The organism is Micromonospora tulbaghiae, assembly GCF_900091605.1.
GTDB classification, from domain to species: Bacteria; Actinomycetota; Actinomycetes; order Mycobacteriales; family Micromonosporaceae; genus Micromonospora; species Micromonospora tulbaghiae.
Genome location: NZ_FMCQ01000005.1, coordinates 141,257 through 160,080 on the forward strand (window position 1 = coordinate 141,257; position 18,824 = coordinate 160,080).

Sequence of the window (18,824 nt, forward strand, 5' to 3'; positions counted from 1 at the left end):
CAGCGAATCGTTGCGTTGAATCGGTCAGCTGCGAGCGATCATTGCGTCGACGCCGGACACACTTCGGGGGCGGCGAACCGCCGCCCCCGAAAGAGGTGTTGCCCGGCCGGTGAACCACCGGAGCTGATCAGGCTGCCGACGCCCTGCGTCGGCGATCGGGACAGTGCCCGTCAGAACCAGTTGCCAAACTGTGAGTCGAGCCACTCGCGGAAGCGGCCCACCCAGTCGCCGTCGGTGGTCGGCCAGTCGAACTGGCCGGTCATCGCCACGATGCCGAGCACCACGGCGGCCAGGCCGACCGTGACGCCGATCAGCGCGTCGGTCTTGCCCGCCACGTGCCGACGACGGGTGGCGATCAGGCCCAGCACCGCCAGCACGGCACCGACCGCACCGACGCCGATGCCGTACCCGGCGAGCGTGCCGGAGAGCACGAACAGCGCCCCGACCACGGAGACGATCAGGCCGAGCGTGGCGAGCAGGCTGGCCCGGGGACGCTTGGTGGTGTACGGCTCCGGCCGGTCCACCCGGCCGTCGCGGTCGGCGTCCGTACCGTCGGGCCGGCCGTCCCGGTCGAGGTCGGTACGGCCGTCCCGGTCCAGGTCGGTGTGGTCCGGACGGCCGTCGCGGTCCAGGTCGGCGGTGCGCTCGGCGGCGGGCGTCGCGCCGACCGTCCGGGCGTCGGTCACCGGAGCGGTCCGCGTGTCGGTGTCGGCCCGGCCGCCGGTGACCGCACGCGCCGCCGCAGCCCGGTCCGCCGCCCGTCGCCGCGCCTCCGCGTCCCGCTCGTCGTCGGCCGCCGTGTTCGGGGCGTCGGTCGCCGCGGCCGTCCTCCGGCCGTCGGTGGTCGTGGTCGCGTCGAGGTCGCGCGCGTCCCGGCCGGCCGCCGCGTCCCGGGCGCGCTCGTCGTCGGTCGCGGCAGCCGCGCTGCGGTACGTGGTCCGCTCCTCGTCGCGGTCGGTGACCACGGGGCGGTCGGCCGGCTGCTCGGCGGTCCGGTCGCGCTCGTCGACCACGCCGTCGCCGTTGGTATCGGTACTGGTCGCCGAAGAGTTCCGGCGGGACAAGATCTTCACGATGGCACCTCCTGATCCAGGCGCGGAGGCCGCGCATGACATGCAGGAAGTACCCAGGTGTGCCGAAATCGACACCCGTGGCCCGCTCCGCACGCTCCGGCGGTCGGCATCGGAGCGTGCGGAGATCGCCGCCGGTCAGGACACGGTGCGTGACCACTGCTGGTTGGTGCCCGCACCGCAGGTGTACTGCTGGACGTCCGCGCCGTCGCCGGTGCCGGCGTTCACCACGTCCAGGCACTTCCCGCTGTGCCGGGCCCGCAGCTGGAACCAGTCGCCGAGCGCGGCCCACTGCCACTGCTGGTTGGCGCCGCTGCCGCAGGTGTACTGGATGATGTTGGCGCCGTCGGCGGTGGACGCGTTCGCGACGTCGAGGCACTTGCCGCTCGCGGCGTTGACGAGGCGGAACCAGCCGCCGCCGGCGTCCTGGAACTCCCACCTCTGGTTTCCGCCGCCGTTCCACCCCCACTGCTTGACCTCGGCGTTGTTCGCCGTGGAGCCGTTGATCACGTCGAGCACCCGGCCGCTGTGCCGGGCGGTGACGCGGTAGTACGCGGGCGAGTTGCCGGTGACCGTGCCCGCCGCCGTGTCGACGGTGACGGACGGGTACCAGGTCAGGCTCATGCTGGTGGCGGTCGGGAAGCTGATCGGCAGCCACACGTACTGGGAGTCGTTGGCCGGGCCGCCCCAGGCGCCCGCCCACCGGTCACCCAGGTAGAGGTAGCTGGTGCCGGACGTGCCCTGGACCGGCAGCACGAAGGCGGGCTGGGAGTTGAACGTGGTGCCGTTGCCCACGTCGGTCCAGCCGCTCCACGGTCCCGAGATGCTCGGCGCGGTGGCGTACCGGGCCTGGTTCGGGCTCCAGCCCGTGGCCCCCGAGGTCAGCAGGAAGTAGGTGCCGCCCCGCTTGAACATCGCCGGCGCCTCGCGGTGCGCACCGTCCCAGAAGTTGCCCACCAGAGCGGCGACGTTCAGGTAGTCCGAGGTGAGCCGGTAGATGTGCAGGTCGTAGTTGTCGTCGGCGGCCGAGATCATGTACGCGGTGCCGTTGTCGTTGTAGAGCGTGATGTCGCGGGACATGTGCTGTCCGAGCGGGCGGAAGCTGCCGTGGTAGGTGTAGTCGCCGTCCACAGTGGCCGACGAGGCGACGGCGGCCCGCGCCTCGTTGTAGTCCGACCCGTTCTCCTTGTGCATCCACATCACGAACCGGCCGGTGCCGGCGTTGTAGACGACCTTCGGCCGCTCGATGTTGGCGACCCGCAGCTCGGCGGCCGACGACTGGGTGAGCACGTTGTTGCGGAACTCCCAGGTGCGCAGATCAGTGGAGCGGTAGACCGACACCGCCCGGAACGTGTTGTCCGGGTTGCGGTTCTCGCCGAACCAGTAGTAGTAGTCGCCGACCTTGAGCACGCCGCCGCCGTGGGCGTGCACCACGGCGCCGTTGGTGTCGGTGAACTGGGTGCCGTTGGTGACCGTCACCGGCGCCGCGAGCGCGCCCGCTGCCGGTCCCACCACGGGTGCCGCCAGAGCCACCGCGAGCGCCAGCGCCGCCGCCAGGAGGCGGCCACCTCCTGGCGTCCGGTCGTGCCGCGCCGTCCATCGCATGCCGGTCACCGCCCGCAGACCGGCGTGATGGCGGCGGGCGTCGCGCTTGCCGCCACGAGCAGGCCGAACGTCGTCGAAGCGCCCGGCGCCAGCGACCCGTTCCAGGAGGCGTTGCGGACCGCGACGTCCTGGCCGGCACCCTCGGCCACGCCGCCCCAGACCGACTGGATGCGCTCGTCACCGGACCACCGCCACGAGACGAGCCAGCCCGGGACCGGCTCGGTGCCGTCGTTGCGCACTGTCACGGTGGCGACGAAGCCGCCGCCCCACCTGCTGTCGATCGTGGCCGTCGCGGAGCAGAGCGACAGCGTGCGTGCCGGTCCGCCGATCACGTACGGATCCCGCGTGCCCTTGGTGTCGCCGAACCGGAACCAGTACTCGGTGCCCGGGGTCAGGCCGCCGATGGTCACCGTCCCGGATCGTTCCGGCCCGGTGACGGCCTCGGCCACCGGGTCGCGCCACCCGGTGGCGTCCTCGCGGCTGGTGAAGAGGCTGACGAGGAGCGGCGGGTCGTAGCCGCAGGGCGGGCTGAGCACCATCCAGTAGGTGATGGTGACGCTGGTGGTGGTGGCGCCCGTCACCTGGCCGGTGACCGGCAGCGCCGGGGGGCACGCGAACGTGGGCGTCGGGGTGGGCGTCGCCGTGGTGGCGGGCGTCATCGCCGTGGTGGCGGGCGACCGGTCGGCGCCGGCCGAGGCGGCCAGGCCGGTCAGGGCGAGGGCGGCGGCCAGTGCCGCGCCGAGCGTACGGAGCATCTGTCTCTCCCGAGCTGGGGGCGGTCGGCGCCGGAGTGGTGGTGGACCGCGATGTCGCCGCCGCGGCGGCACGGCGGAGTGCCGGAGAGGACTGCCCGGCACCGGGGTGGCGCATCACCCCGCGCTTGTCCCTCCGGCGAGATCGAGCGGCTCGCGCTGGCTCCCGAGCACTACGGCCGCCAGTCTTTCAGTCGACGAACATCGATTCAACGTCGTCCCACGGCCCGCAGTCGCCGGTGGCGCGCTCTGCTGACTACGCTTGGCGGTCGTGCCAGAGGGACACTCCATCCACCGCCTCGCCGCCCGGCACGCCGAGCTGTTCGCGGGCGACAAGGTGCACGCCGACAGCCCGCAGGGGCGCTTCGCCGAGGGCGCGGCCCGCCTGAGCGGCACCGTCCTGGGCGGCACCGAGGCGTACGGCAAGCACCTGCTGCACCACTACGCGGGCGAGCTGACGTTGCACGTACACCTCGGCCTGTACGGCAAGTTCGCCGACGGGCCGGGGGAGCCGCCGGCCCCGGTCGGGCAGGTGCGGCTGCGGCTGCACAGCGACCGGCACTGGCTGGAACTGCGCGGCCCGACCGCCTGCGAGCTGCTGACCCCGCCCGAGGTGGGGGCGCTGCGGGACCGGCTCGGGCCGGACCCGCTGCGCGCCGACGCCGACCCGGACCGGGCGTACGCGCGGATCCGCCGCAGCCCCACCCCGCTGGCCGCGCTGCTGCTCGACCAGTCGGTGGTGGCCGGCACCGGCCTGATCTTCGTGACCGAGGCGCTGTTCCGGGCCGGCCTGCCACCGCTGCTGCCGGGGCGGGAGCTGACGCCGGCCGGCTGGGCCGAACTCTGGGCGGACCTGGTGACGCTGATGACCCGCGCGGTCGAGCGGGGCCGGATCGACACCGTGCGCGACGCCGACCTGCCGGAGGTGACCGGCCGCGCGCCGCGCGTGGACCGGCACGGCGGCGAGGTGTACGTCTACCGCCGCCCCGGCGCGCCCTGCCACGTCTGCGGCACGGCGGTCGGCCGGGGCGTGCTCGCGGGGCGCAACCTCTACTGGTGCCCGACCTGCCAGGCGGGCTGAGTCACATCTCGTGGAGCAGCCAGCGGGCCGCCTCGACGTTGCCGGGGAAGACCTGGTCGCCGCCGATGCTCCAGGCCACCGTCTGCCCGATCGCCCAGCCGCGTACCCGTTCCCGGTCCAGGCCCAGCTCGGTGCTGAGCCGGTCGAGCCGGTGCCGCACCGCCGCCGGGGAGTGGCCCAGCTCCGCGCCGCGCACGAGCGGCACCACCGCGAACTCCCGCTCGCCGACCAGCGGCTTCGGGTCGATCACCAGCCACGGCTCGCGCCCGGCGGCCAGGATGTTGCCGGCGTGCAGGTCCTGGTTCACGAGCACCTGCTCGCCCTGGCTCGGCGCCAGGTCGGTGAGTAGCCCGAGCGCGGCGTCGAGCAGGCGCCGCTCGTACGGGCGGCCGGCCCGTCGCCAGTTACCAGGCATCCGCTCCGCCCAGCCGGCCGCCTCCTCGGCCAGCGGCGTGAACGGCGCACCGGCCGGCACCGCGAGCCCCGGTAGCAGGCCGATCGCGACGTCGAGCGCCGCGTCGGCCGTCAGGGAGTGCAGCGGCGTGCCCGGGTCGCACCGCTCGACCAGCAGTGCGCGCCGGTCGGCGTCGTGGGCGAGCAGCCGGATCGCGCCCCGCCCGTCCCAGTGCGCCAGCGCGGTGGCCTCGTGGACGCTGTCGTCGTCCGGGTACTGGAGCTTCAGCACCGCACGGGTGCCGTCCGGAAGCGTCGCGGGCAGCGCCAGCGAGGCGAACGCGTACGCGAACGGTGGACCCGGTGTCAGCTCCCACCGCGCGACGCAGTGGGCCAGCCGGCCGGGCAGCTCCGCGAGCCACGCCCGGCCGGCCTCGGTCCGCTCGACCCAGCGCAGCCCTTCGGGAATGTCGCACCGCATCGGGACATCCTGACCGGTGCGACGACGATCCGCAGGCCCGGCCCGGCCGGTGTCTCGTCAGCGCAGCCGGCGGATGTCCCCGTACGCACGGTAGAAGCCGCCCCGGCCGGACTCGCGGACCTCGGTGACCAGGTAGCGCGCGCCCGGCTCGCGGATGCCCTTGGGGAACTGCACCGACCAGTCGCGCCGGTAGCCGTCGGCGAGGACGTGGACGCGCAGCCGGCCGCCCTGCTCGACGCACTGCACCAGCACGCCGTCGCGATCGTCGGTGGTCACCTCGACCGAGGTCCAGGCGGCCGTCTCGGGCATCCGGGCCGGCGCCTTGACGTCGACGACGTCGGGCACGCTGCCCGCCTCGGCCGCCCGGATCGCCGTCTCGCTCGCGTCGATGCAGGCCAGGTAGCCGCTCGTGGTGACCACGTAGAGCCGGTTGTCGTGGTACTGCATCGAGTACGCCGAGCCGCAGCCGGTGCCGAGCTTCCACAGCCGGTTGCCGGCCTGGTCGAAGCAGTAGATCGAGGAGGCGCTGTCGCCGGCGAACACGTACCGGCCGCCCTCGGCGGTGGCGCAGGAGAAGACCGCCGAGTCGCAGCGGTAGACCTGCTCGGCCCGGCCGTCCTTGCGCAGGCGCACCACCTCGCGGGTGCCCGTGCCGGCGAAGACGGCGTCCCGCTCCTGCCAGCCGAACAGCACCGCGCCGGTGCCGGTGTGCCACAGCTCGCGCCCGGTGCGCCAGTCGTAGCCGGTGACCCCCTGCGAGTGGCCGTGGTAGAGCGCGTCGGCGTCGCAACGCACCATCCACGCCGACCGGCCCCGCCCCGGCCGGCGCCAGAGGAACTCGTCCTCGTGGTCGATCGCCGAGATGCCGCCGTCGCGGTCGGACACGCCCAGCACGCCGTCGTGGATGTCCAGCCAGTAGATGTCGATCTCGGGCGCGATCGCGTACGCAGCGCGCGGCACCTTGCCGGACAGGTCGTAGACGTTGCCGTCGTCGCAACCGGCGTAGACCCAGGCGTCGTCGGCGACGATGCACTTCACCCCGTCGGGGAGCCGGACCTGGTTGACCAGCCGGGCGTGGTGGTCGAGCGTGGTGATCACGCCGTGCTCGTTGCCGACCATGCAGTGCCTGTCGTCGACGAAGATGCCGAAGGCGGGTGCGCCCGAGGCGTACCGCCACAGGACCGGGGCGGTGCGGGCGGTCGAGCGGGTGCTGACGATCTGGCGGCGCGACACCGTCCGCTTCTGGCGTACGCCGGGCACCGCGGGGGCGTACCCCTTGCGGACCTTCTCGCCGATCTTCTTCGCGGCGGCGGCGCGGGCGCGGGTGTTGTCCGGGTAGGTGCTCGTCTTCACCTGGCCCTGGTCGCCGATCCGCCCGTAGCGCACTGTCATCGCGGTGTCGTCGACCACCACCTCGTAGAACTTGTGTGCTCCACCGTCCACTTCGGACAGTTCGAGGTAGGTCGTCTCCTGCGACATGGGGGTTACCTCCGAGGGGAAGTGCCGGACCGGCAACGCGAGGGCGCGCACACGCTAACGCCGGCCACCGACACTTCTCATCTGCCGCCGGCGGCGAGCGCGTCGACGGCCTTGCGGGCCGCGATCAGCATCGGATCCCAGACCGGGGCGTACGGCGGCGCGTAGCCCAGGTCGAGCGCTGTCATCTCGTCCACCGTCATGCCGTTCCACAGCGCCACGGCCAGCGCGTCGATCCGCTTGGCCGCCTCGGACCAACCGACGATCTGCGCCCCGAGCAGCCGCCCGCTGGGCCGCTCGGCGATCAGCTTGACGGTCATCGGCCGCGAGCCCGGGTAGTAGCCGGCCCGGTTCGTCGACTGGGCCAGCACGGTGACGAACTCGAAGCCGGCCTCCCGCGCGTCCCGCTCGCGCAGCCCGGTACGGCCCACCTCCAGCTCGCAGACCTTGGTGACGGCGGTGCCGATGACGCCGGGGAAGGTGGCGTGCCCGCCGCCGATGTTGATGCCCGCGACCCGGCCCTGCTTGTTGGCGTGCGTGCCGAGCGGAATGTGCACAGGCATGCCGCTGACCCGGTGCAGGGACTCCACGCAGTCGCCCGCCGCCCAGACGCCGGACACGCCCGGCACCCGCATCCGGCGGTCGGTACGGACCGCGCCGGAGGGACCGATCGACAGGCCGGCGGCCTCGGCGAGCGCGGTGTTGGGGCGTACCCCGAGGCCCAGCACCACGACGTCGGCCGGGATCGGCCCCTCGTCGGTGACCACCGCGGAGATCCGGCCGTCGCGCTCCTGGAGGCCGGTGACCTCGAGGCCGGTGCGGACGCCGATCCCGGTGGCCCGCATCGCCTCGGCCACCAGCTCGCCCATGTCCGGATCCACAGTGGACATCGGCTGGTCGGCCTGCTCCACCAGCTGGACCGTCAGCCCGCGCTGCACGAGCGCCTCGGCCATCTCGACGCCGACGTAGCCGCCGCCGACCACCACCGCGTGCCGGGGCCGGGGCTCGCGTTCGAGCCAGTCGATCAGGGCCGCCCCGTCGTCCAGCGTCTGCACGCCGAACACGCCCGACACGTCGTCGCGCGCCCAGTCCGGCTGCACCGGGGACGCGCCGGTGGCGTACACCAGGGTGTCGAAACCGGCGCGGACCTCGCCACCGCCGTCCAGGTCCCGCGCGACCACCTCGCGGCGGTCCAGGTCGATGGCGGTGACCTCGTGCCGGGTGCGGACCTCGATGCCGAACTCGTCGCGGAAGGTCTTCGGATCGCGGGCGATCAACTCGTCCCGCTCCTGCACCACGCCGCTGACCCAGTAGGGGATACCGCAGGCCGAGTAGGAGGTGAAGTGCCCACGCTCGAACGCGACGATCTCCAGCTCGGACCGGTCGCGGCGGCGCCGCGCCTGCGACGCCGCCGACATGCCGGCGGCGTCGCCGCCGATGACGATCATGCGCTCGGCCACGTCGCCCATCCTGTCACGCCGGGCCGCGGCCGTGCGGCCGCTCAGCCACGGGTCTGCCGCGCCACGTCCGCGACCACGTCGACGAGGCTCCCGGTACGCGCGAACACCGCCCGCTGCCGCGCCGCGCCGCTGCCGTGCCGGCGCAGCCCGCCGAGCAGATCGGTCACCCGGTCCAGGTCGCCGTGCCGTTCCAGTTCCGGGCGCAGCCGGTCGACCAGCCGGTCCAGCAGCTCCCAGGCCGGCCGCAGCTCACCGTCGGTGAGGTCCACGCCCTCGCCCTCCAGCCCGTCGTGGGCCGCACGCCAGTGCGCAGCCACCAGCAGGTGGTGGTCGGTGTTGACCGCCGGACGGCCGGCGGCGATTTCGGTGAGCGCGGTGGCGACGAGCGCGCGGACCAGCGCCGCCACCAGCACCGCGTCGTCCACGGACGGGCAGACGTCGCCGATGCGGATCTCCACGGTGGGGTACTTGGCGGAGAGCCGGGCGTACCAGTAGAGCATCCCCTCGTCCAGCATCACCCCGCTGGCGATGAGCTGCCGGATCAGCCGCTCGTAGTGCTCGTGCGACTCCAGGAACGGCGTGGGCGCGACCGACGGCCAGCGTTCCCACTCCACCGAGCGCCAGCTCGCGTACCCGGTGTCCTCGCCCCGGGCGAACGGGGAGTTCGCGGTGACCGCCTGCAGGATCGGCAGCCACGGCCGGACGTGGTTGAGCACCTGCACGCCGGTGTCCGGGTCGGGGATGCCGACGTGCACGTGCATGCCGTTGTTGCCGGGACCGGGCACCAGCAGCCGGAACCGCTCGATCATCCGGTCGAAGCGCGGCTTGTCCACCACCGGCGGCACCGGACCGTCGACCGGCCCGGTGCCGATCGCCAGCAGCCGTACGCCCGCCCGCTCGGCCGCGTCGGCCAGCTCGGTCCGCAGCATCGACAGCGAGTGCCGGATCGAGGACAGGTCCAGCCCGGGCGGGCTGCCGATCTCGATCTGGCTGGTCTGGAACTCGCGTTCCACCTGACCTCGCAGCTCGGCCGGCACCTGCTCCATCACCAGGTCGACGGCGGGTACGGCGGTGCCGGTGTGCGGGTCGGCGAGCAGGAACTCCTCCTCGACGCCGACTGTCAGCAGGTCGGTTCCGCCCGGTTCGGCGCTCCGCTCCCGCTCCGCCACTGAGCCACTCATCGTCACCACCGTCTCTCCGGACCGCTCACGGCACCGTGCCGCGTGGTCGAGGGCCTGTTACCCACCGTGTCCGTTTCGGGAAACGTGCCGGTGGGCGTGTCGGCGCCGGTTCGCCCGTTCGGGTCGGCCGGGTGCGTTCGCGCATGGGCCGGTAGGGCGTGACAACGCGGGCTAGGGTGGTCCCGTGGCGGGGATGCTGGCGGTGCTGACGGGGGCGTGGGCCTACGCCCTCGCCCTGTTCGCCGACCGGCCGGCCGGGCTGCTCGCCGGTGCGGCGGTGGTCGCCGCGCTGCTGCTCGCCACCCTGCTCGCGCTGCGGGTCCGCGCGCTGCCCACGCCGCCCGGCACCCGGTTCGCCGCCGCACTACGGGCCCGCGCCCGCCGTCGCGGGGTGCCCCGGCAGGTCGACCCGGACGCGCCGGGACGTCCGCGCCCCCGCGCACCCGGCCTGCACCCCTCGGCCGCGTAGCCACCTCCCGGCCCGCGTCGGCGGGCCTCCATCCCCGGCTTTCGCGGCCGATTCCGTCGTCATCCGTCCCGCCGCGCGGCACGTCGCCGCCCGGGACACCCGGAATCGCCATCGAGGGGTCCACCCATGCTCGCCTTCGCACCGCTGCACTCCGCGGCCTCGGCCGCGGCCACCGTCGTCACCTGGCTCGCCGACGTGCTCGCCCCGCTCACCGGCGGCGCCGCGACGGCCGCCGCCATCGTCCTGTTCACAGTCGCCGTCCGGCTCCTGATCTCGCCGCTGACGGTGGCCCAGGTACGCGGGGAACGGCGTCGCGCGGCGCTCGCCCCCGAGGTACGGGAACTCCAGCGTCGGTACGCCGACGATCCGGCCCGCCTCCAGAGTGAGGTGTTCGCGCTCTACCGCAACGCCGGGGCCAGCCCGGTCGCGGGCTGCCTGCCGGCCCTGTTGCAGGCGCCGTTCTTCCTGGTCATGTACCGCGTGTTCGCGACCGGGGACGGGGCGCCGGAGTTGCTGGGGGAGCGGCTCGCCGGCGTACCGCTGGGGTGGCACCTCGGCGACGGGCTGGCCGGCCCGGTGCCGCTGGTGTTCGGGGTGCTGCTGGCCGCGCTGCTCGCGCTTGCCTGGTGGTCCTCGCGGCGGATGCGCCGGGCGGCGGCCGCCACCGGCACCGTGGCCGGTACCCCGACCGAGGGTCCGGGCGCGGCGGTGCTCGGGCGGCTGCTGCCGCTGCTGCCGTACGGCACAGTGCTCGTCGCGCTCGTGGTGCCGCTGGCGGCGGTGCTCTATCTGGTCACCACGACGGCGTGGACGGCGCTGGAGCAGGTGGTGCTGCGGCGGCCGCAGCCGGCGGCGGCCATCGACAAGCGTTGACAAGTGCGGGGGCGGGCGCGTAGAAATCGCTCTCAGAGAGCGCTCTCCCGGTCCCGTCCCCGCAGAGAGGCACCCCGCATGAACCCGATCCCGGCGGCTCCGGCCGCCTCCGCCACCGTGCCCCGACCGCGCCGCCGGCTCGCCCTGGCCGCCGGCGTCCTCGCGCTCACCACAGCCCTCGCGGGCGTCTCGATGACCGCCCAGGCGGCGGTGCCCCCGACGCCGTCCGGCTGGAGCCTGGTGTGGAGCGACGACTTCACCGGCTCCGCCGGCACCCTGCCCTCGTCCGCCAACTGGATCATCGACACCGGCACCAGCTACCCGGGCGGCCCGGCCAACTGGGGCACCGGCGAGATCCAGACCTACACCTCCAGCACCGCCAACCTGGCCCACGACGGCTCGGGCAACCTGCGCATCACGCCGCTGCGGGACTCGGCCGGCCGCTGGACCTCGGCCCGGATCGAGACGGTGCGTTCGAACTTCAAGGCGCCGTCGGGTGGCGTGCTGGCCCTGGAGGGCCGGATCCAGATGCCGAACGTGACAGGCGCGGCGGCGTCCGGGTACTGGCCGGCGTTCTGGGCGCTCGGCTCGCCGTACCGGGGCAACTACCAGAACTGGCCGGGCATCGGCGAGTTCGACGTGATGGAGAACGTCAACGGGATCAACTCGGTCTGGGGCGTGCTGCACTGCGGTGTCGCGCCGGGCGGCCCGTGCGGGGAGTTCAACGGCATCGGCGCGTCCCGGGCCTGCCCGGGCAGCACCTGCCAGTCGGCGTTCCACACCTACCGGTTCGAGTGGGACGCCTCGGTGAGCCCGCAGCAGCTGCGCTGGTACGTCGACGGCCAGCTCTTCCACACCGTCGGGCAGAACCAGATCGGTGAGCCCTACTGGAGTCAGATGACCAACCACGCCGGCTACTTCCTGCTGCTCAACGTGGCGATGGGCGGCGGCTTTCCGGACGGCGTGGCCGGCTCGGCGACGCCCACCGCCTCGACCGTGTCCGGCCGGTCGATGCTCGTCGACTACGTGGCCGTCTACACCCGGGGTGGCGGGAGCAACCCGTCGCCCACGCCGACCACGCCCCCGCCGGGCGGGGTGCGGGACGCGTACGCGACGATCCAGGCCGAGTCGTTCAACGCGCAGAACGGCGTGCAGGTGGAGACCTGTTCCGAGGGCGGGCAGGACATCGGCTGGCTCGCCAACGGCGACTGGGCCCGCTACGACAACGTCGACTTCGGCGCCACGCCGCCGCGCGACTTCGTGGCCCGGGTCGCGTCCGGCGCGGCGTCCGGGGTGAGCGGGCTGGTGGAGGTCCGGGTGGACAGCCCGACCGCGCCGCCGATCGGCAGTTTCGCGGTCGGCAACACCGGCGGCTGGCAGACCTGGCGCTCGGTGCCGGGCAACGTCAGCGCGGTGACCGGGCGGCACACCGTCTACCTGACGTTCAGCAGTGGCCAGCCGTCGGACTTCGTCAACGTCAACTGGTTCACCTTCCGCCGCTGAGGCGCGGCCGGGGCGCGGCCCGGACGTACCGGGCCGCGCCGAACCGGTGCTGGACAGAAACAGTTAACACTCCTAATAATAGGCGCACGTCGACGGTTGTGAATCCCTCTCCACCCCCCGCCCGTCCCCTGGAGGACGCCGTGAGACTCCGCCCCCGCCTGGCGACGCTCGCTGCCGCGCTGACCACCGCCGTGGTCGCCGGTGCCCTGCTCGCCGCGCCACCCGCCTCCGCCGCCACCGCCGCCTTCGTCCGCACCTCCAGCTGGAGCAGCGGGTACGAGGCACGGTTCACCGTCACCAACGACAGCTCTGCCGCGATCTCCTCGTGGAACGTCCAGTTCGACCTTCCGTCCGGCAGCACGCTCGGCTCGTTCTGGGACGCCCGCCTCACCACCTCCGGCCAGCACGTCACCGCCGTCAACCAGTCCTGGAACGGCGCGCTCGCCCCGGGCGCCAGCACCAGCTTCGGCTTCGTCGTCAGCGGCACCGGCGACCCGGTGAACTGCACTGTCAACAGCGCCTCCTGCACCGGCGGCGGCAACCCCGGCAACCCGGGCGCACCGGCCACGCCGGGCGGGCTGCGGGTCACCGGCACCACCGCGTCGTCGGTCTCGCTCGCCTGGAACGCGGTCTCCGGCACCGTCACCGGCTACCGGGTGTACGAGGGCAGCACGGTGAGGGCCACCGTCACCGGCACCTCGGCCACCGTCTCCGGGCTGGCCGCGTGCAGCGGGCACAGCTACACCGTGGCCGCGTACAACGGGACCGGCGAGTCGGCGAAGTCGGCGGCCGTCGCGGCGACCACCAGCGGCTGCACCGGTGGCGGCAGTGGCGCGATGGCCGCGGCGCCCTACCTCTACCCGGGCTGGGGCGACCCGCCCGCGCCCGCCACCGTGATGGGTGCGACCGGGATCAAGTGGTTCACCATCGCGTTCGTGCTCTCCGGCGGCGGCTGCACCCCGGCCTGGGACGGCAACGGCCCGCTGACCGGGGGCACGCACGCCGCCACCATCGCCGCGATCAAGGCGGCCGGCGGCGACGTCATCCCGTCCTTCGGCGGCTGGAGCGGCAACAAGCTCGGCCCGAACTGCTCGACCGCCGCCGCGCTGGCCGGCGCGTACCAGCAGGTCATCAACGCGTACGGGCTGAAGGCGATCGACATCGACATCGAGAACAGCGACGAGTTCGAGAACGAGGTGGTGCAGGACCGCATCCTGGACGCCCTGAAGATCGTCAAGCAGAACAACCCGGGCATCAAGACGATCATCACGTTCGGCACCTCGACCACCGGGCCGTCGTACTACGGCACCCGGCTGATCAACCAGGCCGCGGCCAAGGGCGCCGGGATCGACGTGTTCACGATCATGCCGTTCGACTTCGGCGGCGGCGCGAACATGTACCAGAGCACCGTGAACGCGGCCGAGGGCCTGAAGAACGCGCTGAAGAACGCGTTCGGCTGGTCCGACGCCACCGCGTACGCGCACATGGGCCTGTCCGGCATGAACGGCCTCTCCGACCAGCAGGAACTGACCTCGCCGGCCACCTGGACGCAGATCCGCGACTGGGCCAAGGCCCGCGGCCTGGCCCGGTTCACGTTCTGGTCGGTCAACCGGGACCGGCCCTGCCCCGGCGGCGGCGTGGTCGCCAACTGCTCCGGCATCGCGCAGAACACCTGGGAGTTCACCGGCATCACAGCGGGCTTCTGAGCCCGCGCGGCGGTCAGCGCCCGGTGGTCACCGACTGCCGGGCGCGCCGCCGGCGCACCTTCTTCACCGCCCAGCTCACGATCATGAAACCGAAGACGGCGAAGATCGCGTAGTTGAACCACTGGCTGTACCTGTCGACGTTCTCCCACCGCGACCCGAGGACGTAGCCGGCGCCGACGATCAGGGCGTTCCACACCCCGCTGCCGAGCGTGGTGAGCAGGATGAACTCGCCCAGCGGCATCCGGTTGGCGCCGGCCGGGATCGAGACCAGGCTGCGCACCACCGGCACCACCCGGCCGATCAGCACCGCCCACCGGCCGTGCCGCTCGAACCAGCGGTCGGCCTTCTCCAGATCCTCCAGGTCGACCAGCGGGATGTGGTCCAGCCAGCGCTTGAGCCGCTCCTCGCCGAGCGCCGCGCCGAGCCAGTAGAGCACCAGCGCGCCGAGCAGCGAGCCGACAGTCGCAGCGACCACGATCAGCACCACGTTGAACCGGCCCTCGGCGGACAGGTAGCCGGCCATCGCCAGCACGATCTCGCTCGGGATCGGCGGGATGATGCTCTCCAGCGCCACCAGCAGCGCCACACCGACCGCGCCGAACGAGTCGATCACGCTCGCCACCCAGCCGGTCAGCCCGGTGAACTGGTTCGGGTCGACGTCCTGGGCCAGGGCCATGGCGGTCCTTCCACGCGAGAGCCGGGAGATCCGAAGGTGTTACCCGGACCGGTGGCCGTCACACCTGTGACTCAGCCCTCCGGGTGCAGCGCGGCGTCCGCGGGACCCCGCCGCCAGCCGGTGAAGCGGACCACCAGGCCACCCCGGCTGGGCGAGCAGCAGTACGGCCCGGCCGAGGCCTGCGCCGCCGGATCGAGCGGGGCGACCCGGACCAGCCGCCACGGCTCGTCCTCGCACCGGGCCCGCACGGTGAGCGCGTCGCCGGCCCGGCTCACCCGGACCGTCACCTCCCGGCCCGACCAGTCCGGCACCGGCGCCACCGACCAGTCGGAGAACTCGTCGGTGACCACGGCTCCCACCTGCGGCGAACCGTCGCTCACCTCGACCCCGGCCTTGGTCCACCGCCGCTCGTCCACCCGCACCAGCACGCCGGCCTGGTCGAACTGGACCGAGTAGTCGAGCCGGAACGACACCTCGACGGCGCTGTCCACGCCGAACGGCGCGAGCAGCGCCGAGCCGTCGTCGTGCACGAAGCCGTAGCTGGTGCGCCGCCAGAAGTCGCTGCCGCCGCGCGGCTCGACCAGCAGGCCGCCGCCGGCCGGCTCGGCCCGCTCGGGCGGGTTCAGCCAGGTGCCCGCGGACCAGTCGTACGCCTCCTCGTCCATCCCGGCACCGTACCGGGTTTGCCGCCGTGCGCCTTCGGAGAAGTAGTAGCCGCATGGGTGACAGGTGGTATCAGGAGGCGGTCGTCTACTGCCTCGACGTCGACACGTACGCGGACTCCGACGGCGACGGGGTGGGTGACTTCCAGGGGCTGATCGGCCGGCTCGACTACCTGGCCCGGCTCGGGGTCACCTGCCTGTGGCTGAACCCGATCCACCCCTCGCCCAACGAGGACGACGGGTACGACGCGACCGACTTCTACAACGTGGACCCGCGCCTGGGCACGCTCGGCGACTTCGCCGAGCTGCTGCACCAGGCGAGCAACCGGGGCATCCGAGTGATCATCGACCTGGTGGTCAACCACACCTCGGACCAGCACCCGTGGTTCCAGTCCGCCCGGTCCTCGCCCGACTCGCCGTACCGGGACTGGTACGTCTGGGCCGACCACGAGCCCGCCGACCGCCACCAGGGAATGGTCTTCCCGGGCGAGCAGCACGAGACGTGGACCTACGACCGGACCGCCAAGGCGTGGTACTACCACCGCTTCTACAAGTTCCAGCCGGACCTGAACATCGAGAACCCGCAGGTCCGGGCGGAGATCAAGAAGATCACCTCGTTCTGGCTCCAGCTCGGCGTCTCCGGCTTCCGGATGGACGCGGTGCCGTTCATCATCGAGCGCACCGAGCCGGGCAACCCGAACTCACCGAAGGACTTCGACTTCCTCACCGACCTGCGCCAGCACGTGCAGTGGCGGCGCGGCGACTCGGTCCTGCTGGCCGAGGCGAACGTCGAGCCGGACGAGCTGCCCGTCTACTTCGGCGACGGCAGCGGCTCGGGCAACCGGATCCACATGCTCTTCGACTTCATGCTCAACGGCCGGCTGATGCTCGCCCTGGCCCGGGAGGACCCGGAGGTGATCATCGAGGCGTTGCGCGACACCCCGAAGCTGCCCACCGGCGGCCAGTGGGCGACGTTCCTGCGCAACCACGACGAGATCGACCTGTCCCGGCTCACCGCCGACCAGCGCAACGACGTGCTGGCGGAGTTCGGTCCGGACGAGAACATGCAGCTCTACGGCCGGGGCATCCGCCGTCGTCTCGCACCCATGCTCGGCAACGACCGCCGGCACATGGAGCTGGCGTACTCGTTGCAGTTCTCGCTGCGCGGCACGCCGGTGCTGCGCTACGGCGAGGAGATCGGGATGGGGGAGAACCTGTCGCTGGACGGGCGCGACGCGATCCGTACCCCGATGCAGTGGTCGTACGCGGACAACGCCGGCTTCTCCACGGCCGAGCCGGAGAAACTGGTCCGCCCGGTGATCGACAAGGGCGAGTACGGCTACCAGAAGGTCAACGTCACCGCCCAGCGCAAGGACCCGCGTTCGCTGCTCGGCTGGTTCGAGCGGATGATCCGGACGCTGCGGGAGGCGCCGGAGACCGGCTCGGGCAGCACCACCCACATCGACGTGCCGATGCCGCCGGGCGTGCTCGCGCACCGCGCCGACGGGCGTACCGGGACCATGGTGTTCCTGCACAACCTCGGCACCTCCGACGTCGAGGTCGACCTGAGCACGCTGGCCCCGGAGGCGGACCTGCCGATCGACGTGCTGAGCGACCGCAACTACGAGGACGTGGGCAAGCTCGACCGGCTCAAGCTCGGCGGGTACGGCTACCGGTGGATCCGGCTCTGCCGGGGCCACGAGCGGTAGGGGGCGGCGTACCGGCGGGTTAAGCTCCTTCGATCGAGCCACAAGTTACCGGGAGGTAAGCATGTCGGAGGAGCCCCGCGTCGCCATCGTGACCGGAGCCGCGCGCGGCATCGGGGCGGCGACCGCCCGCCGGCTGGCCGCCGACGGCATGGCCGTCGCCGTGGTCGACATCGACGAGTCCGCCACCAAGGAGACGGTGGACGCCATCGGCTCGGCCGGCGGCCGGGCGCTCGGCGTCGGCGCCGACGTGTCCGACCGGGCCCAGGTCGAGGCCGCCGTCGAACGGATCGCCGCCGAACTTGGCGCACCGACCGTGCTGGTCAACAACGCCGGTGTGCTGCGCGACAACCTGCTGTTCAAGATGACCGAGGGCGACTGGGACACGGTCATGGGCGTGCACCTGCGCGGGGCGTTCCTGTTCAGCCAGGCCGCGCAGAAGCACATGGTCGAGGCGAAGTGGGGCCGGATCGTCAACCTGTCCAGCACCTCCGCGCTCGGCAACCGGGGCCAGGCGAACTACTCGGCCGCCAAGGCCGGCCTCCAGGGCTTCACCAAGACGCTGGCGATCGAGCTGGGCCCGTTCGGCGTGACGGTCAACGCGGTCGCACCGGGCTTCATCGTCACCGACATGACCGCGGCGACCGCGGCGCGGATGAAGGTCGACTTCGACGACCTCCAGAAGCACGCCGCCGCCGAGATCCCGGTACGCCGTCCCGGCCGTCCGGAGGACGTCGCGCACACCATCTCGTTCCTGGTCGGCGAGGGCGCGTCCTTCGTCTCCGGCCAGGTCATCTACGTCGCCGGCGGTCCGAAGGACTGACCGGCCCTCACCCGGCGCGGGCCCGCTCAGGCGGGGTCGCGCCGGGTGCGCCAGAGCCAGAACAGGCCGAGCACCGGCAGCACCAGCGGTACGTAGCCGTAGCCGCTGCCGAAGTCGGACCAGACCGTCTCGTCCGGGAACAGCTCCTTGTCGGCGATGCTCAGCACGCCCACCCCGAGCACCCCGACGAGCTCGACGGTGCAGCACGCGAGCGCGATCCGGCGGCCGGCGTGCCCGGCCCGGGCCAGCCCGACCGCCGCCACGATGTAGATCAGCGCGGCGAGCGCGGAGAGCAGGTACGCCACCGGCGCCTCGTCGAACTTCGTGGCGATCTGCAGCCCGGCCCGCGAGGTCGCGGCGATGGCGAAGACGATGTAGACGGCGATCAGCAACCGGCCCGGCCCCCGGTTGGTGGCGCGCTGCTCGGTCGTGGTCTCAGCCACCGAGGGCCTCCCAGGTCTGCTGGAGCCGTACCGCCACCACGGGCGTGACCAGGCAGATCGCGCACACGATGCCCGAGCCCCAGCGGGTCGGCTCCATCCGGGCCAGCACCCAGGCCAGCGGCGGCAGGCAGACCAGCGTCGCCAGGTAGCCGAAGAACGCGCCCGGCTCGCCCGGCCGGTCCCCGCCGCCGAGCGCGACGAGCGCCGTCACGGTGAGGGCGAGCAGCGCCACCTCCAGCACGGCCAGGCCGACGAACTGGATCCGGTCCGGCGGCCGGTGGCGTACCGCCGCCACCAGGGCCCAGACGGCGACCGCCAGCGAGATCACGATCGCGACCGTGGCGAGCGGCCCGTCCACCGGGGAGGCGGAGGCGGCCGCCGCACTGGTCGTCGACACGGTGTCGTTCACCGGCACAGCCTACTAATCCGTGTAGTAGCGGCTCGCCCGCCGGGTCGTGGCGCGC

Annotated in this window: 18 protein-coding genes; 7 read left to right on the forward strand and 11 right to left on the reverse strand. The window is 73.0% G+C overall.

The window, feature by feature from the left end; genetic code table 11:
* Nucleotides 1–170 precede the first annotated feature (170 nt).
* The 3 genes from GA0070562_RS16645 to GA0070562_RS16655 form a co-directional block, all read right to left on the reverse strand.
* Nucleotides 171–1,073, reverse strand: coding sequence for a DMT family transporter (locus GA0070562_RS16645; RefSeq protein WP_091422431.1), 903 nt, complete (start codon nucleotides 1,071–1,073; stop codon nucleotides 171–173).
* A 135-nt stretch (nucleotides 1,074–1,208) separates the two neighbouring features.
* On the reverse strand, nucleotides 1,209–2,675 hold the full coding sequence (locus tag GA0070562_RS16650) for an RICIN domain-containing protein (RefSeq protein WP_091423278.1): 1,467 nt from the start codon (nucleotides 2,673–2,675) through the stop codon (nucleotides 1,209–1,211).
* A gap of 5 nt (nucleotides 2,676–2,680) precedes the next feature.
* On the reverse strand, nucleotides 2,681–3,430 hold the full coding sequence (locus GA0070562_RS16655; RefSeq protein WP_091422435.1) for a cellulose binding domain-containing protein: 750 nt from the start codon (nucleotides 3,428–3,430) through the stop codon (nucleotides 2,681–2,683).
* 268 nt (nucleotides 3,431–3,698) lie between these two features.
* Between GA0070562_RS16655 and GA0070562_RS16660 the strand changes: the two genes are divergently transcribed.
* A complete protein-coding gene (locus GA0070562_RS16660) occupies nucleotides 3,699–4,508 on the forward strand; it encodes an Fpg/Nei family DNA glycosylase (RefSeq protein ID WP_091423280.1) in 810 nt (269 codons plus the stop codon).
* Between the two features lies 1 nt (nucleotide 4,509).
* Here the strand turns inward: GA0070562_RS16660 and GA0070562_RS16665 are convergent, their stop codons facing one another.
* The 4 genes from GA0070562_RS16665 to GA0070562_RS16680 form a co-directional block, all read right to left on the reverse strand.
* Nucleotides 4,510–5,382, reverse strand: a complete 873-nt coding sequence (locus GA0070562_RS16665; protein ID WP_091422439.1) for an aminoglycoside phosphotransferase family protein — start codon at nucleotides 5,380–5,382, stop codon at nucleotides 4,510–4,512.
* 57 nt (nucleotides 5,383–5,439) lie between these two features.
* A complete protein-coding gene (locus tag GA0070562_RS16670; protein ID WP_091422443.1) occupies nucleotides 5,440–6,861 on the reverse strand; it encodes a WGR domain-containing protein in 1,422 nt (473 codons plus the stop codon).
* Between the two features lie 77 nt (nucleotides 6,862–6,938).
* A complete protein-coding gene (locus tag GA0070562_RS16675) occupies nucleotides 6,939–8,318 on the reverse strand; it encodes an FAD-dependent oxidoreductase (RefSeq protein WP_091423285.1) in 1,380 nt (459 codons plus the stop codon).
* A 41-nt stretch (nucleotides 8,319–8,359) separates the two neighbouring features.
* A complete protein-coding gene (locus GA0070562_RS16680) occupies nucleotides 8,360–9,508 on the reverse strand; it encodes a carboxylate-amine ligase (protein WP_091422445.1) in 1,149 nt (382 codons plus the stop codon).
* A 184-nt stretch (nucleotides 9,509–9,692) separates the two neighbouring features.
* Between GA0070562_RS16680 and GA0070562_RS16685 the strand changes: the two genes are divergently transcribed.
* The 4 genes from GA0070562_RS16685 (at nucleotide 9,693) to GA0070562_RS16700 (ending at nucleotide 14,050) form a co-directional block, all read left to right on the forward strand.
* Nucleotides 9,693–9,968, forward strand: a complete 276-nt coding sequence (locus GA0070562_RS16685; protein ID WP_091422448.1) for a DUF6412 domain-containing protein — start codon at nucleotides 9,693–9,695, stop codon at nucleotides 9,966–9,968.
* 126 nt (nucleotides 9,969–10,094) lie between these two features.
* Entirely contained in the window at nucleotides 10,095–10,841 is a 747-nt protein-coding gene (locus GA0070562_RS16690; RefSeq protein WP_091422450.1) for a YidC/Oxa1 family membrane protein insertase, read from the forward strand.
* A gap of 78 nt (nucleotides 10,842–10,919) precedes the next feature.
* On the forward strand, nucleotides 10,920–12,344 hold the full coding sequence (locus GA0070562_RS16695) for a carbohydrate-binding protein (RefSeq protein WP_091422454.1): 1,425 nt from the start codon (nucleotides 10,920–10,922) through the stop codon (nucleotides 12,342–12,344).
* Between the two features lie 140 nt (nucleotides 12,345–12,484).
* The gene (locus GA0070562_RS16700; protein ID WP_091422457.1) at nucleotides 12,485–14,050 is read left to right on the forward strand and encodes a cellulose binding domain-containing protein; all 1,566 of its coding nucleotides are present in this window, start codon (nucleotides 12,485–12,487) and stop codon (nucleotides 14,048–14,050) included.
* A 13-nt stretch (nucleotides 14,051–14,063) separates the two neighbouring features.
* On the opposite strand, the gene GA0070562_RS16705 is transcribed toward GA0070562_RS16700, so the two are convergent.
* Both GA0070562_RS16705 and GA0070562_RS16710 read right to left on the reverse strand, forming a co-directional pair.
* Nucleotides 14,064–14,726, reverse strand: coding sequence for a DedA family protein (locus GA0070562_RS16705; protein WP_091422459.1), 663 nt, complete (start codon nucleotides 14,724–14,726; stop codon nucleotides 14,064–14,066).
* Between the two features lie 71 nt (nucleotides 14,727–14,797).
* The gene (locus tag GA0070562_RS16710) at nucleotides 14,798–15,391 is read right to left on the reverse strand and encodes a DUF1349 domain-containing protein (RefSeq protein ID WP_091422465.1); all 594 of its coding nucleotides are present in this window, start codon (nucleotides 15,389–15,391) and stop codon (nucleotides 14,798–14,800) included.
* Nucleotides 15,392–15,444: 53 nt separating this feature from the next.
* Between GA0070562_RS16710 and GA0070562_RS16715 the strand changes: the two genes are divergently transcribed.
* Both GA0070562_RS16715 and fabG read left to right on the forward strand, forming a co-directional pair.
* Complete coding sequence (locus tag GA0070562_RS16715) at nucleotides 15,445–17,097, forward strand: alpha-amylase family protein (RefSeq protein WP_091422467.1); 1,653 nt, start codon at nucleotides 15,445–15,447, stop codon at nucleotides 17,095–17,097.
* 61 nt (nucleotides 17,098–17,158) lie between these two features.
* Entirely contained in the window at nucleotides 17,159–17,917 is a 759-nt protein-coding gene (gene fabG, locus GA0070562_RS16720) for a 3-oxoacyl-ACP reductase FabG (protein ID WP_091422471.1), read from the forward strand.
* Between the two features lie 26 nt (nucleotides 17,918–17,943).
* Here fabG and GA0070562_RS16725 read toward each other — a convergent pair whose 3' ends face one another.
* Nucleotides 17,944–18,360, reverse strand: coding sequence for a hypothetical protein (locus GA0070562_RS16725; RefSeq protein WP_091422474.1), 417 nt, complete (start codon nucleotides 18,358–18,360; stop codon nucleotides 17,944–17,946).
* Nucleotides 18,353–18,769: a hypothetical protein gene (locus GA0070562_RS16730; protein ID WP_091423288.1), complete on the reverse strand. Its 417-nt coding sequence runs from the start codon at nucleotides 18,767–18,769 to the stop codon at nucleotides 18,353–18,355. Before GA0070562_RS16730 ends, GA0070562_RS16725 begins: the two co-directional genes overlap by 8 nt.
* Between the last annotated feature and the right edge of the window lie 55 nt (nucleotides 18,770–18,824).

Coding starts and splice junctions, on each gene's coding strand:
- GA0070562_RS16690 (WP_091422450.1), top strand. CDS start 10,095: ATGCTCGCCTTCGCACCGCTGCACTCCGCGGCCTCGGCCGCGGCCACC.
- fabG (WP_091422471.1), top strand. CDS start 17,159: ATGTCGGAGGAGCCCCGCGTCGCCATCGTGACCGGAGCCGCGCGCGGC.
- GA0070562_RS16665 (WP_091422439.1), bottom strand. CDS start 5,382: ATGCGGTGCGACATTCCCGAAGGGCTGCGCTGGGTCGAGCGGACCGAG.
- GA0070562_RS16705 (WP_091422459.1), bottom strand. CDS start 14,726: ATGGCCCTGGCCCAGGACGTCGACCCGAACCAGTTCACCGGGCTGACC.
- GA0070562_RS16655 (WP_091422435.1), bottom strand. CDS start 3,430: ATGCTCCGTACGCTCGGCGCGGCACTGGCCGCCGCCCTCGCCCTGACC.
- GA0070562_RS16715 (WP_091422467.1), top strand. CDS start 15,445: ATGGGTGACAGGTGGTATCAGGAGGCGGTCGTCTACTGCCTCGACGTC.
- GA0070562_RS16710 (WP_091422465.1), bottom strand. CDS start 15,391: ATGGACGAGGAGGCGTACGACTGGTCCGCGGGCACCTGGCTGAACCCG.
- GA0070562_RS16670 (WP_091422443.1), bottom strand. CDS start 6,861: ATGTCGCAGGAGACGACCTACCTCGAACTGTCCGAAGTGGACGGTGGA.
- GA0070562_RS16695 (WP_091422454.1), top strand. CDS start 10,920: ATGAACCCGATCCCGGCGGCTCCGGCCGCCTCCGCCACCGTGCCCCGA.
- GA0070562_RS16685 (WP_091422448.1), top strand. CDS start 9,693: ATGCTGGCGGTGCTGACGGGGGCGTGGGCCTACGCCCTCGCCCTGTTC.
- GA0070562_RS16650 (WP_091423278.1), bottom strand. CDS start 2,675: ATGCGATGGACGGCGCGGCACGACCGGACGCCAGGAGGTGGCCGCCTC.